We start from the raw sequence: 14,438 nt of genomic DNA, 5'->3' as shown, positions 1-14,438 counted from the left end.
ATTTTAGGAAGAGAGTAGTACCAATGGTTAAGCAAGTAATAGTGATGAACCTTCAAGATAAATGTTTTGGACCAAACCTGGAGACAATTAAGAACAATATGAAAACCAGGCTTGAAGCTTTAAATGGTCAGATTGAAGGAATGCATAGTTTAGAAGTCTATGCTGACTGTCTCACTACTTCAAATGCGGATATTTTTGTTGAAATAGTTTTTGAAGATGAGGAAGCTCTGAAAAACTTAAAGTCTAATGAGAAGTATAATACAGCTACTAAAGATGTAGTGGTTCCATTTGTTGATAATAGAACACATATTGAATTTGCTATTTGTTAGCCAATCCAAAGAGGATAAAATATGGGGGAAAATTTTGATACAAATAATTATTCCGATATAAAGAAAGCATTAGATGCTATAGAGAAAAATAACAATAAGGGTGAGCTAGATATGAACGTGTCAGCAGTTTGTCAAAATGAAACCGGCGAAAAATATGCCTTTGTTACTTTTTCTGATGGTGTCAGAGAGGCTGAAGGATCTATTCCAAAGTGTAGAATCATTAGGAATCAGGGATTCGCAGATATTGAGATTCAGCAACTTGAAAAGTATATGCGAGATAATCTCAGACAATTAAAAAAGATGGCAGCGGGAGTAGATATTTTCTCCGCGTTTTTAGAATCATAATAATGAAATAATAAGGGAAGCAGTCGGTCGATTGCTTCCCTTAATTATTGAAGTAAAATAGTGGATTCTATATAATCAACATATAATAACGAATGAGTAAGAACATATCTATGTCAGGGGGAAGAGTTATGAGTAGATTAAAGGAATTACGTTCCTATGTTGATGCAGAGTTAAGTCAAATGATTGATGAAGAAAAGAAGATTAGTGCTGCTGCGCATCTTTATGGAGTGTCACTGACGGCTACTATTCTTGCAAAAAAAAGAGGGCTGGATTCTGAACTAGCTGCTATGGCTGGGATGCTTCATGATTTATATGCGTACAAGAGTGGTACTTATGAAGATCATGCTCATCAAGGTGCGGGAGTGGCGAGAAATATTTTAGAAAAGCTTGATCTTACTACTATGGAAGAAACAGATGCAATCTGTTCTGCAATTTACCATCATGATGATAAATTGTTGGTTGATTCTCCAATGGATGAGCTGTTAAAAGATGCGGATGTTATCGATCACTGCTTTAAAGATTTGTCAAAGCCTGTAAAAGAAAAAGAACAGAAAAGATTTGATGCACTGTGTAAAGAATTAAAAATACAACTTTAGTTATAGCAACCTTTGTGTATAGAGGGGGTAAGATGGCAGAATGCAGTTTATGTTTTCGGCATTGTAATATTAAAGAAGGCGAGTATGGATTCTGTGCAGGAAGAACCTGTAAGGATGGCAAAGTTATTCCGGAAAATTATGGAATGATTACATCTATTGCATTGGATCCAATTGAGAAAAAGCCTCTTAATAGATTTTTCCCGGGAAGCAGAATATTGTCGGTGGGAAGTTATGGTTGTAATTTACGATGTCCATTTTGCCAAAATCATCAAATCTCTTGGGGTGATGAGTTGGATATAAGCAGGAATCGAGCCAAATATGTATCGCCAGAGGAACTTGTACAAATTGCAGAAGAGCAGAAATGCAATGGGAATATAGGTGTGGCTTTTACGTATAACGAACCATTGATTTCATATGAATATATACTTGATACGGCTAATATTTTAAAAGATCTAGCCCTAAAAACTGTAGTTGTGACAAATGGAATGGTTGATACCAATGCTGTTCAAGAAATGTTTCAATATGTTGATGCTATGAATATAGATCTTAAAGGATTTACCAATCGTTACTATCAGGAGTTGCTTAAGGGTAATCTTGAAATGGTAAAGAATTTTATTTCTGAGGCGGTGAAACATTGCCATGTTGAATTGACAACTTTAGTGATACCAGGAGAAAACGATTTTGATGAAGAGATAGAAGAACTTAGTCAGTGGATTAGTCTATTAGATGAGGAAATACCATTACATTTATCTCGATTTTTCCCAAGATTCCAAATGTCTGATAGGTCCGCTACACCAGTAGAAACAGTGTATCACTTAAAAACAATTGCTGAAAAATATCTAAAATATGTATATACGGGAAATTGCTAAAGATATATGGGAGGGTTTTTATGGCAATTTTAGCTGCATTTATGGTACCACATCCACCAATGATTGTTCCTGCCATTGGAAGAGGAGGAGAAAACATTATTAGGGAAACAATAGAAGCCTATGATATGGTAGCCGAAGAAATAGCAAATCTAAAGCCAGAGACTATAATTATCACTAGTCCTCACAGCATTATATATTCAGATTATTTTCATATTTCTCCAGGGCATAATGCTAGAGGAGATTTTTCTAAATTTGGAGCACCCGAGGTTATTTTTGAGGAAACTTATGACGAGACGCTTAGAGAAACCATATGTCATATAGCTGATAAAGAAGAATTTTCTGCTGGTACATTAGGAGAACGTGATGCAATGCTTGATCATGGCACGATGGTTCCACTATGGTTTATAAGAAAGAAATACAGACAAGGGAAAATTATTCGTATTGGGCTGTCTGGGTTTGGGCTGGTAGAGCATTATAGATTGGGCCAGATAATACAACAAGCGGTCGAAGAAACGGGAAGGGATGTTGTTTTTGTTGCGAGTGGTGATTTATCTCATAAACTACAGGAGCATGGGCCGTATGGATTTGCGTCAGAAGGACCAATTTATGATAAACGAATAATGAATGTAGCTAAGAGGGCTGCTTTTGAAGAATTGTTTGACTTTAGAGAAGATTTTTGTGAAAAAGCGGCAGAATGTGGTCATAGATCGTTTGTAATAATGGCGGGAGCTTTGGATGGGAAGTCTGTCAAAACGAAAGTGTATTCGCATCAGGATGTAACCGGAGTAGGTTACGGAATAGCATCTTTCTATCCGCAAGGATCAGATAAAGCACGTCATTTTAGGGATAGTTATTTGAATAGAATTAGAAAAGAATTGGAAGAGATGGCCCGAAAATCTGATGATTATGTACGTTTGGCCAGAGCTTCATTGGAAGGATATATATTGAACCGTGAAGTGATAGATGTTCCAGAAAATCTTCCAAAAGACATGCTTACTAGGCAGGCAGGTTCATTTGTCTCTATTCATAAAAATGGGCAATTACGTGGATGTATTGGAACAATTCTGCCAACAACAGATTGTGTTGCGATAGAAATAATTCAAAATGCAGTAAGTGCATCCACACGCGATCCAAGATTTAAACCCATCAGTGCAGAGGAGTTGCCGTATCTTGAAATAAATGTTGATGTTTTGGGTGAGCCGGAAGATATTGAATCGATAGAGGAGCTTGATGTAAAGCGATACGGAGTAATTGTTAGTTCGGGAAATCGTAGAGGACTCTTATTGCCTGATTTAGATGGAGTGGATACGGTAGAGAAGCAGGTATCAATAGCTAGGCAGAAGGGGAGAATCGGACCTAACGAGAAAGTCAAATTACAGAGGTTTGAAGTTGTACGGCATGTATAGACTTTGCTGGATAATAGATATTGTTGATATAAAAATGAGATTTGGACAAAAATCTATTGACGTAATACTAAAAATAACTATATATTTATTCGAAACAATTCGACTCGATTGAAACCGAACAATATTGTTTACATAAACATTGGTAAGGAATATAATATAGTTAGTTCGATAACAACCGAGTCGAAAGGAGCCGAATAAAATGAAGTTTTATGGAAGAGTTACTGAGCTTAAGCGTATGAAAAGAGAGTTAAATGCAGATGACATGCGCATGACTCTTATATATGGAAGACGAAGAATTGGTAAAAGCGAACTTGTTAAGCAGGCAATAAAAGAAGCGAATATTAAAGCAATATATTATGAATGCAAGCAGGTAACAGAAGAAAGCAATGTGCAGAGCATATGTGAGGTAGTTTCTGATACATTGGATCTTCCTAAATTGGGATATACAAAAGTAGAGGAAATAGTAGATTACATTTTTAAGCTTTCAAAGGATGAAAACATAGTTTTTGTATTGGATGAATATCCATATCTTAGAGGAGCTGTAAAGGGGCTAGATAGCATAATTCAGGCACTTGTAGATAAATATAGAGACAATTCAAAGTTAAAGCTCATTATACTTGGTTCTTATGTGGATGTAATGAAATCATTGCTATCAGAATCAAATCCTTTATATGGACGAGTAGATTTGGTTATTGATCTTAAGCAAATGGATTATTATGAGTCGGCTTTATTTTATCCTAACTTGTCTGATGAAGATAAGGTAAGAATATATTCTGTATTTGGAGGAATCCCATATTACAACAGACTGGTTGATGATAAAAGAAGTGTTAAGGAAAACATTATAGAGCTTATAGCTTCATCTGGGGCACGTTTAGAGAATGAAGTTTCTATGTATCTTAACGCAGAGATATCAAAAATCGTAAATGCAAATGAAGTGTTTGAGGCTCTCTCCAGAGGATTTTCAAAGTACAGTGATATTTTGTCTCAATCTCATGTATCAAGTGGACCTACACTTATAGATGTTCTTGATAAGCTGATGAATATGGAAGTAGTTGAAAAGAAAGCGCCAATCAATGACGAATTCAACAAAAAGAAGGCTGGTTATTATATCTGTGATAATCTATCCCTTTTCTATTACAGATACATATTTAAGTATTCATCTCAGCTAAAAATCATGGATTCAGATGTTTTCTATGAGAAATATATTAATAAAGATTTCGAAGAGTTTTATGTGCCTCATAAATTTGAGGAGATTTGTAGACAGTATTTAATCAGACAGAATCGTCTTGGAAATATTGAACCTGTCATAGAAAAGATAGGCAAGTATTATTATGATAATCCAAAGGAACGAACCAATGGAGAATTCGATGTCGTTACTTTGGATGAAAATGGATATGTCTTTTATGAGGTGAAATTCAGAAATAAAAAGACTTCCGATGAAGTTATTAATGAGGAAATTCATCAGGTCAAAGAGACAGGGCTTAATTGCTATAAATATGTATTCATTTCCAGGGCAGGTTTTACAGGTAAAGAAACAGATGAAGTGAAGCATATTGAATTGAGTGAGTTATACATTTGACACTCCCATCAGCTAAAGCGGTCCTATCAGAAGGTGGATTGCAGATTAAAATTGGAAATGGATTTACAAGTAATCGCACTTCAGGATATGCCTGTCAAGAGACCGTGGAATAAACCAATGGATTTATGCCGCGAAAGCTCTTGATGGGCCATTTTAGTTTAAATACATATTTTTGCTCAAGCGAATATGTTTTATCTTTTTTTTAAACAGCAGTTGACACAGTGTCAAGGAGGTGATATGATGCAAGTAACAGTTGACACAGTGTCAACGGAAAGGAGTACATAAAAATGACAAACGCATTACCTAAGATTGCACTTGGTGCATGGGCATGGGGCAACGATGGAACATTTGGCGGAAGCTTAACAGCTGATTCTCTTAAACCTATATTTGATGCTGCTATGAATAAGGGACTGAATCTCTGGGATACAGCATATGTATATGGTATGGGAACATCGGAAAAGACTTTGGGAAGCTTTCTAAAAGGTCTTCCAAGAGATTCATATATCATTTCAGATAAATTAACCCCTCAGTGTATGGATTATTCTTCCATAACACCAGTAGAGGATATGTTGGATATTGAATATAAGATGCTGGGCATTGACAGTATGGATATATACTGGGTGCATAATCCTGTAGACGCACCAAAGTGGATTACAGAAGTAGCAAAACACTTTGAGGGTAAAAATAACGTTCCTGTAATAGGTGTTTCAAATCATAATCTTGCTGAGATAAAAGAAGCTGACAGAATCTTAAAAGAGTATGGTCTTAGACTTGGTGCAGTACAGAATCACTACAGCTTACTAAATAGATCATCAGAGGATTCTGGTATCGTTGATTATTGCAAAGAGAATGGCATTCAGTTCTGGGCATACATGGTTCTTGAGCAGGGAGCTCTTTCAGGAAAATATGATACTAAGCATCCGATGCCTGCAGGCTCAGGAAGGGCAGAGACTTATAATCCTGTACTTGATAAACTTGAGATTATGAATGCAAAGCTTATGGAAGTAGCAGATAAGCATGATGTGGCACCAGCACAGATTCCTGTGGCATGGGCAATTGCAAAAGGTGCATTGCCTATTATTGGAGTAACAAAGGTTAATCATGTTGAGGATGCTGTGAAAGCATGTAATATTGACCTGACACAGGAAGAAATAACAATGCTTGAGAATACGGCAGATAGTCTAGAACTGAATCTTATCCGTATGTGGGAAAAGAAGATGGAATAATTTTTTTACCCTGCAATTGACTGCGTGTCAACCGGACGATAATATAAAAGTATTGATACACAGTTTAAGGAGAAAAAACATGGCAGTAGAAAATAAAGAGACAATTGATAAAAGAAGAGAGGAAATAATGGATGCCTGTGAGAAGCTTTATGAAACAATGGGCTTTCAGGGCATTAACATAAAGGTCATTAGCACAGAGACCAGCTTTTCCAGACCTTCCATATACAATTATTTCCAGACTAAGGAAGAAATCTTTTTAGGACTTTTGACCCGTGAATATATGAAGTGGAATGAAGATCTTAAAAACATTATTGGAAGAAACTCTGATATGGATAAAGATTCCTTGGCGGAAGCATTAGCAACATCTATGGAAGAACGTAAGACACTTCTGAAAATTTCTGCCATGAATCTGTATGAGATAGAGGAAAACAGCAGGGCTGAGCTCCTTGTAGAATACAAGAAAGTTTTTAAGGATTCCGTAGAGCTGTTTGATGAATGCCTGAAAAAACATCTGGGTGTGTCGGAAGAGAAAAGCACACAGATAAGATATGCATTCTTTCCATATATGTATGGAATCTACCCATACTCATATCCTACAGATAAACAGATATCTGCAATGGATGAGGTAAAGCTCTCTCATATGGATACGACAATTTATGAAATGACATATCAGTTTTTGACGCTGATTTTATGATTGAAGAAAGAAGGAATTTAAATGAAGAAGAATATTGGAGCAACACTTGCATTATATCCATCACCTGTAATCGTTGTAGGAGCAATGGTTGATGGCAAACCTAATTGGACACTTGTAGCACATGCTGGAACAGTGGCACATAGTCACCTTATAGTTTCCATGGTTCAGGCACACTACACAAATAAGGGTATCCGTGAAAACAAAATGTTTTCAGTAAATGTGGTAGACGAATCTTGGCTTAAGGAAGCCGACAGAATGGGAGTCATCTCAGGAAATAAGGAAGATAAGTCGGTTGCATTTAAATATACCGTTGGAGAAAATGGTGCCCCACTTATTGATGATGCAAAGGTATCCATTGAGTGTGAGATGGATTATAACTACGAACTTGAGAATTTTGATAATTTCATCGGAAAGATTCTTGCTACTTACGCAGATGAATCTGTCTTAAACGAGGCAGGTAAGATTGATTATCACGTATTTAAGCCTGTACTCTTTGAATTCCCTACATATGAATACTTTGTAACAGGTGAAAAAGTTGGTAACTGTGCAAAGATGAATCAGTGATTGGAGGTTTATGATGAGCATTACAGTCAATTTACGTTATAAAGGAACAGATGGTGCTGCAAAAAGATTTGCAGAGGAAATGACAAAAAGCGGAACTGTTGAAAAAATACGAAATGAGGCAGGAAATCTCAGGTATGAGTATTATCAGTCATTCGACGACCCTGAGACAATCCTTTTGATAGATAGTTGGGAAAATCAGGAGTCTATTGATGTACATCATGCTTCGCCTATGATGCAAACAATAATGGACCTTCGTGAAAAATATGATCTTCATATGACGGTGGAAAGATACGTATCTGATACAAGCATGCCAGACAAGGATGCTGATTTTATAAGAAAATAAGAGAGGTGCAAAATGACCCAGATGTAAGACCCGAATATGAAGATATTCAGGTGGATATTGAATATCAGGATTAGAGCTTGATTAGAAGGAGTGAGGAACATGAGAGAAAAGATAGTACAGACAGCAGGAAGAGAACAGCTTGGAGAATTCGCCCCAGACTTTGCGCATTTTAATGATGATGTTTTATTTGGCGAGAACTGGAATAATCAGGATATTGATGTAAAGACGAGGAGTATCATTACAGTTGTGGCATTAATGTCTCAGGGAATCACTGACAGCAGTTTGAAATATCACATTATGAATGCAAAAAATCATGGTGTATCACAAATGGAGATGGCTGCTATTATCACACATGTGGCTTTCTATGCGGGATGGCCAAAGGCGTGGGCTGTATTTAACCTGGCAAAAGAAGTATATAATGAGCCTGTTGCTGAGATTACCGATAAAGATCGTTATCAGAATACTATAATCTTTCCTATTGGAAATCCTAATGATGCTTATGCTCAGTACTTTGATGGACAGAGTTATCTTGCACCGGTTTCTACAGAACAGATTCCGATTTACAATGTAACTTTTGAGCCTGGATGTAGAAATCATTGGCATATACATCATTCAAAGAGCGGCGGGGGTCAGATGCTTATATGTGTCGGAGGCAGAGGATTTTACCAAGAAGAGGGAAAGGAAGCCAGAGAACTTCACCCTGGAGATGTAGTCAATATTCCAGCTAATGTAAAACATTGGCATGGAGCAGCTGCTGACTCATGGTTTTCACATCTTGCTATTGAGATAGAAGGTGAGGAGACAAGTAATGAGTGGTGTGAGTCTGTAGCAGAAGAGGATTATCTTAAAATCCAGTAACTGACATGAGTTTATAGGAAGACGAAAGTGTATTATAATTGAAACCCTAAGAAGTGAAACGGCCAAAGAGCGAAAGGGGTACCAGTAATGCATAAGCTAAGACGATTGTATGCACTTTTTGCTATTCTTTCATTGGTTTACTCTGTAGCGGTATTCATGGTAGGAAGTGGTACCTTTTCATTTATTATATGGATCTTTGCGGCTATATTTTGGGGCTTCTTATATTTGATGGATAAAAAAAGCTTATGGCCTAAAGTCCCTAAAGCTATAAAATATTCTTTTAGAATCATGGTAGCAATATGCCTTACCATTTTTGTCATTTGCCAAGGATGTATCCTTTCTCAGTTCTTTTCAAAAGGTGAAAGTGGAGCTGAATATATTATTGTTTTAGGCGCTCAAATGAGAGACTGGGGACCAAGTGTAGTTTATAAAGCTAGGCTTGATTCAGCTATTGAATATCTAAATAATAATCCTGATACCAAAGTCATAGTTACAGGCGGACAAGGGGCTAATGAATCTATCTCTGAAGGCGAAGGTGGACAAGAATATCTTTTATCACAAGGAATTAATAAAGATAGAATTCTAGTGGAAAAGGATTCAGTTGATACTGATGAAAATATTAGTAATGCACTATCACTGATAGATACAGATAACGACATGAAGATATGCATTGTCACAAACAACTTTCATGTATTTAGAGGAGTAATGATAGCAAAACGATACACAAATGCCAAAATATCAGGTATTGCAGCTTTTACACAATACCAGTATCTTCCTAACAACATGGTTAGAGAAACCTTTGGAATATTAAAAGATATATTTTAGAAGTTGCTTTATAAATGCAAATTGGTTATTATACAATAATTTAGATTTATAGCTAAATGGGAGGAAGATTTAATAAAAAAAGCGGCTCTGGTATGGCTAGTAAAACAGTTTGATGGAATAATCAATCATCATGTGTCGATAGTTAAAGATTGACTTTAACTTATTAAAAATATTAGCCAGGGTTCAATATAACATTAAGATGAAAAGATATTACAATAGCGTCATTATAACTTGAAAAACAGTTATTCTGACGCTATTATTTTTATATAATTAAACTATAGTTAATATGATTATTGCGCACCCAAGCCATCTTTGAGAGTGAAGAGGCTTTAAAACAATATCAAAAGCATGAGCTTCGTCTTGCTACCACAAAGGATGCTATTGTGCCTTTCGTGGATACAACAACTCATGTAGAATATGAACTATAAAATCATTTTAAAAAGGGGGTTTTTGAAATGGATGTTAAGGATATTATTACTAAGGTAGCAGGTAACAAGGACCTTTTAGACAAGCTTAAGTCTGCAGATGTTAATCAGGCAAAAGAGCTATTAGACAAAGCTGGTGTAAAGGTTGATGAAGCTGACGTAAAAAAAGTAAAAGATGCTCTAGCAGATGGAAAGATTGATATGAAAGAAATCAAGGATATTGCAGGAGGCCTTTTTAAATAAAATTTAAAAGAAGCTAAATTTGATTTCTAAATTAGAGTTGTCGCAACATTAAATTCTTGACAAAAAACGCTATACTAAAAGACTAATATAACACCATCACCATGGGGCACCTTAATAATGTGTTATGTTTAGATTTATCTTTTCTTTTAAAATATTATATTGATCCTCATCGGAGATATCAGAGTCTGTGATAATAGTATTAAAGTCTTTGATATCTCCGAACTTTTTCATGGTATGTTGCCCGAATTTTGAGTGGTCAACTAGAAGAATATTTTGCTCCGAATTTCTCATTACTACTTGTTTTATTGAACAATCCATTTCTGTGCTGGTAACACCATAGACAGTATCTATAAAGCCTGTTCCTAGAAAGGCAGCGTTAAAATGAAAATTTGAAAGATATATCACAGTATCCATATCCATAGGGCCATCGTTTGAGTCCTGATATTTGCCAGGAGCTATGTATAATGTGACATATGGATTGTGAGAACACTCATGCATTACAGCCAATGAGCTTGTTACAACGGTGTGATGCAAAGGTGGAAGATATCTAGTCATAAGCAATACTGTGGTACTTGGATCTAGATAAATTACATCATTTTCTTTGATAAATTCTACAGCGCGGCGGGCAATTGCGGCTTTAGCCTCGAAAAAGCTTTCTTTTCGCATGTCAAAAGTGTGTATAACTGAGCTTGGATGCCTAATAGTAGCACCACCATAATGAGTAACAAGTATTCCCTGTTCTTCCATTATGTGTAAGTCTCTTCTGATTGTCATATCAGACACACAAAATTTTTGTGATAAATCCTTTACATATACGGTAGTCTGTTCTTTTAATAATTCGTATATAGATTCACGGCGACTTATTCCATTATTTTCATTTACCTGTTTCATAGAAAGCTGGTCTCCTTCAGAGGATATAATGTTTTATTAAACATAATTATATCACAGAAATTGGGGAAATAAACATCTTCGAACATTAAACCATGTTAATACATGTGCTATTATCTTTTTGCAATCGGAAATATAAAATATTGTTAGGAGATAGCAATGTGTAAGAAAAAGTATTTGTTTTTTGATATTGATGGCACACTAGCCGCAGGAGGATATGAAAATTTCTATATTCCTGACTCAACTGTTGTAGCGCTGCAAAAGCTTAAAAAGGCTGGTCATTTTCTATGTATTGCAACAGGCAGAGCTCAGGCTCTTGCAGTTGATATAATGAATGAGTTAGGTTTTGAAAATATGGTGAGTGATGGTGGTTATGGTATTACCATTAATAAAGCTCTATTAGGAATCAAGCCACTTCCAAAAGAAAACGTGGTTGCTTTAATAAGAGAATGTCAGGAAAAAGGATATCCATGGGGGATTCAGCCTGAAAATTCAGCTGTAAGATATGTGCCAGATGAGCGATTTAATGAAATCGCAAAGGATACATATATGGACCAAAAGATAGTTAAGGGATTGAATCCTGAAGATTATGAAAATATATATAAAGCATATGTAGCCTGCAGAGCAGAAGAGGAGAAAAATCTCAAAGCACTTGAGAATCTTCCTTGTTGTAGATTTCATGAAAGTTATTTGTTTATTGAGCCAAGCTACAAATCTGTAGGTATAAAAAAAGTAATGGATTATTTTAAAGCTGATTATAATGATGCTGTTGTTTTTGGTGATTCTGGCAATGATATTTCAATGTTTACAGATGATTGGACAAAGGTTGCCATGGGAAATGCTATTCCTGAACTGAAGAAGCTTGCAGACTATGTGACTTCCGACGTTGATAAAGATGGAATCTACAATGCCTGCGAGAAGTTAGGTTTATTTGATTCTGTTGCTTGTTAATACCTTTCAGCGTGATCTCGGTAGAGAGCGTTATGGAAGGTATTAATATAAAATAAAGATTAAACATGGGCTGCCTAAGCTTAAGGGGCTGCATTTGTGGCTTTTGATAGGGCTACATTAAATATTGATATTTACTGAGGTTACTGAAAACAGTAACCTTTTTCTATATGCAGATTGTTTTAATATGTATATATGAAACAAAAATGAGAAATATGGTAATTAAAGCTTTCTTTGGGCTGTTAAATCAACTAAAATAAAGACATTGATAAATCGGATTTTTTAGAGGCAAATTATATTCCAGTTTTATAGACGATGATGGTAAATCGAAGGTTGTCGAGATAATTGAAGTCGATTCTTATGTTGATTTTAGTACGGAGGGCAGGAAAAAGATGAAATACCAATATAAAGAAATGCCGGAATCTATGAAGGGGACATACGGAGAATTTGCAAAAAACTTCGGCTTTGATTGGAAAGAGTTTATTATGGGAATCCCGACGCCGATGTTCCTTGTCACAACATATAAATCTAACGGACAGCCCAATGCTACGATGCAGTCATGGGCAGGGTTTACGAGTGCGAATCATGGATGCGGGTATTACGTGATTCTATGCAGCGTGAATAAGTGTGGACATCTTTACCAAAGCCTAAATGAAAAGAAGGCAGCAGTGCTGAATTTCATGTCTTCTGATTTATACAAAGCCTGCATGAAGACGATACAGAATAATCAGCTCGAGGCAGATGAGATAACTTCATCAGGGCTTACTGTGGAGAAAGCTTCATGGATAGAAGCACCGATGGTCGCTGAATGTTTCATGAACCTTGAGTGCAAGTATTTGTGGGAGAAAGAAATCGTACAGGGTGATGATCATGTTATGATTTGCCTTGAAGTTGTAGGCGGGCATATAGAGAAGGATTATATAGAGGATATGTTCGGAGATAAAGGGATTCTTTACAATGTCCATTATCCTATAAATCCGGAAAATGTGAAAGAAAAAGGCTGCGATTATGTAGCTGCACTTAGGAAAGTAAATCAATCCTACGAATATTGATCATATACAAGGTAGCGCAATGTTAAAGCAGTGACAAATCTTTCAAGTTTGTTTAACTAAATAAACATACTATAAGGAGCTGGTTTAGCTCCTTTAATTTTACCTGTTATTTCCAGTACTAAATGCAACATCGATATATGTTTTGCTTTTACCTGTAAAAATTTGCATTAAGTATCGGAATTTTGCATTTACTAAAAAAAGTTACTCTATATACATATATATACACATATACACATAAGAGGCAAATATATACATTTTCAAACATTTTTACTGAACTACCCTGAGAAATTAATATTTAACCGCAAGATATAGTGGTTCCATATTGTTATCATACTATATATAGTGTGTTCGCAATGCCTGTAAATTTTTAATGTAAATGCAAACTTTTAATATTTAATGCAAAAATCCAGAAGTTAATGCAAGCTTTTGAGGAGCTTTGCACTTACCTCTGGATTATCATTTTAAAAATAGATTTCAGTAAACTAGAATTTATCTAAACACTAATTCAAATATTCCTCCATCAAAATAAATATCGTTTCCGTACGCATCTTTGTAAAAAGACACTTGTTCTGATCCGACTTGTACAAAACCCAATGAGTTTAAGAGTTTAATTGACGGTATATTCTTTATCGCAGTGCCTGCTATCAATCTACTAACTCCAATATTTTGTAAATACGAAATCACAGATAGCATGCTCTCCTTTGCATAGCCCTTTCCATGATAATCCGAATGAAAACAATATCCGATTTCATATGCATTATCGCACCTATTAGCAGATATGTATCCGATAATATCTCTATTTAAACAAACCGCAAAAAATATATGTTCATCCCTGTTAGCTTCCTGTCCCCATCTTTCAATCCGTTTAGAAACAGAGATATCATCCAATTCCTTTATGTTATCATACTGAGCATACGGAGATTTAGCCTCATCCTTCCAAATTTTCTGAATAGCCTTCCAGTCATTCTTTTCAATTCGTCTTAACAATAATCTTTCTGTCTCAATCATCAGTCTTCCTTCACAAATTGCGATTTTCTATTAATTATTAATTATTTTTAATAATAAACGCAAACTAGTGTTAATTTATATATTTTCTTGCATTTACTCTTGGAAATAATACACATAATACAATATAATGTAGCTGTTCTGCAAGTCGATTACCGATTTCTGGAGGTAATCAAAATGAAAAATAAACATCTTACTTTTGAAGAAAGAATTGTTATTGAAGAACAATTAAATAAGGGAGTT

At 35.5% G+C, this 14,438-nt stretch carries 17 protein-coding genes; 15 read left to right on the top strand and 2 right to left on the bottom strand.

Going from position 1 to position 14,438, the window contains the following annotated elements; genetic code table 11:
• Window positions 1–23 precede the first annotated feature (23 nt).
• The 13 genes from BUA88_RS14450 to BUA88_RS14390 all read left to right on the top strand — a co-directional run bounded on the left by BUA88_RS14450 (window position 24) and on the right by BUA88_RS14390 (window position 10,302).
• On the top strand, window positions 24–329 hold the full coding sequence (locus BUA88_RS14450) for a Dabb family protein (protein ID WP_072919234.1): 306 nt from the start codon (window positions 24–26) through the stop codon (window positions 327–329).
• A gap of 21 nt (window positions 330–350) precedes the next feature.
• Complete coding sequence (locus tag BUA88_RS14445) at window positions 351–674, top strand: hypothetical protein (RefSeq protein WP_072919232.1); 324 nt, start codon at window positions 351–353, stop codon at window positions 672–674.
• Between the two features lie 128 nt (window positions 675–802).
• Window positions 803–1,270, top strand: coding sequence for an HD domain-containing protein (locus BUA88_RS14440; RefSeq protein ID WP_072919229.1), 468 nt, complete (start codon window positions 803–805; stop codon window positions 1,268–1,270).
• Window positions 1,271–1,302: 32 nt separating this feature from the next.
• Window positions 1,303–2,139 carry an AmmeMemoRadiSam system radical SAM enzyme gene (gene amrS, locus BUA88_RS14435; protein WP_072919226.1) on the top strand — a complete coding sequence of 279 codons (837 nt, stop codon included), beginning with the start codon at window positions 1,303–1,305 and terminating at the stop codon, window positions 2,137–2,139.
• Between the two features lie 20 nt (window positions 2,140–2,159).
• Window positions 2,160–3,545: an AmmeMemoRadiSam system protein A gene (gene amrA, locus BUA88_RS14430; protein WP_072919224.1), complete on the top strand. Its 1,386-nt coding sequence runs from the start codon at window positions 2,160–2,162 to the stop codon at window positions 3,543–3,545.
• Between the two features lie 199 nt (window positions 3,546–3,744).
• Entirely contained in the window at window positions 3,745–5,124 is a 1,380-nt protein-coding gene (locus BUA88_RS14425) for an ATP-binding protein (RefSeq protein ID WP_072919221.1), read from the top strand.
• Between the two features lie 287 nt (window positions 5,125–5,411).
• The gene (locus BUA88_RS14420) at window positions 5,412–6,350 is read left to right on the top strand and encodes an aldo/keto reductase (protein ID WP_072919219.1); all 939 of its coding nucleotides are present in this window, start codon (window positions 5,412–5,414) and stop codon (window positions 6,348–6,350) included.
• A 79-nt stretch (window positions 6,351–6,429) separates the two neighbouring features.
• Window positions 6,430–7,044 (top strand): TetR/AcrR family transcriptional regulator, encoded by a 615-nt coding sequence (locus BUA88_RS14415; protein ID WP_072919217.1) that lies wholly within the window; start codon window positions 6,430–6,432, stop codon window positions 7,042–7,044.
• Between the two features lie 21 nt (window positions 7,045–7,065).
• A complete protein-coding gene (locus tag BUA88_RS14410) occupies window positions 7,066–7,608 on the top strand; it encodes a flavin reductase family protein (protein ID WP_072919214.1) in 543 nt (180 codons plus the stop codon).
• A 10-nt stretch (window positions 7,609–7,618) separates the two neighbouring features.
• The gene (locus tag BUA88_RS14405; RefSeq protein ID WP_330390312.1) at window positions 7,619–7,951 is read left to right on the top strand and encodes a putative quinol monooxygenase; all 333 of its coding nucleotides are present in this window, start codon (window positions 7,619–7,621) and stop codon (window positions 7,949–7,951) included.
• 99 nt (window positions 7,952–8,050) lie between these two features.
• Entirely contained in the window at window positions 8,051–8,809 is a 759-nt protein-coding gene (locus BUA88_RS14400; RefSeq protein WP_072919210.1) for a carboxymuconolactone decarboxylase family protein, read from the top strand.
• 87 nt (window positions 8,810–8,896) lie between these two features.
• Entirely contained in the window at window positions 8,897–9,634 is a 738-nt protein-coding gene (locus BUA88_RS14395; protein ID WP_072919209.1) for a YdcF family protein, read from the top strand.
• A gap of 455 nt (window positions 9,635–10,089) precedes the next feature.
• The gene (locus BUA88_RS14390; RefSeq protein ID WP_072919208.1) at window positions 10,090–10,302 is read left to right on the top strand and encodes a hypothetical protein; all 213 of its coding nucleotides are present in this window, start codon (window positions 10,090–10,092) and stop codon (window positions 10,300–10,302) included.
• 111 nt (window positions 10,303–10,413) lie between these two features.
• Here the strand turns inward: BUA88_RS14390 and BUA88_RS14385 are convergent, their stop codons facing one another.
• Window positions 10,414–11,193, bottom strand: coding sequence for a DeoR/GlpR family DNA-binding transcription regulator (locus BUA88_RS14385; RefSeq protein WP_072919207.1), 780 nt, complete (start codon window positions 11,191–11,193; stop codon window positions 10,414–10,416).
• A gap of 156 nt (window positions 11,194–11,349) precedes the next feature.
• Here BUA88_RS14385 and BUA88_RS14380 point away from each other — a divergent pair, with 156 nt between their 5' ends.
• Window positions 11,350–12,141, top strand: coding sequence for an HAD-IIB family hydrolase (locus BUA88_RS14380; RefSeq protein ID WP_072919206.1), 792 nt, complete (start codon window positions 11,350–11,352; stop codon window positions 12,139–12,141).
• Between the two features lie 389 nt (window positions 12,142–12,530).
• Complete coding sequence (locus BUA88_RS14375) at window positions 12,531–13,190, top strand: flavin reductase family protein (protein ID WP_049945167.1); 660 nt, start codon at window positions 12,531–12,533, stop codon at window positions 13,188–13,190.
• A 489-nt stretch (window positions 13,191–13,679) separates the two neighbouring features.
• Here BUA88_RS14375 and BUA88_RS14370 read toward each other — a convergent pair whose 3' ends face one another.
• The gene (locus tag BUA88_RS14370) at window positions 13,680–14,198 is read right to left on the bottom strand and encodes a GNAT family N-acetyltransferase (protein ID WP_072915339.1); all 519 of its coding nucleotides are present in this window, start codon (window positions 14,196–14,198) and stop codon (window positions 13,680–13,682) included.
• Window positions 14,199–14,438: the final 240 nt, after the last annotated feature.

This window comes from Pseudobutyrivibrio xylanivorans DSM 14809 (assembly GCF_900141825.1).
Classification (GTDB): Bacteria; Bacillota; Clostridia; order Lachnospirales; family Lachnospiraceae; genus Pseudobutyrivibrio; species Pseudobutyrivibrio xylanivorans.
Note: the sequence above shows the minus strand (reverse complement) of the source record. Positions and strands in the feature narration are given on the sequence as shown.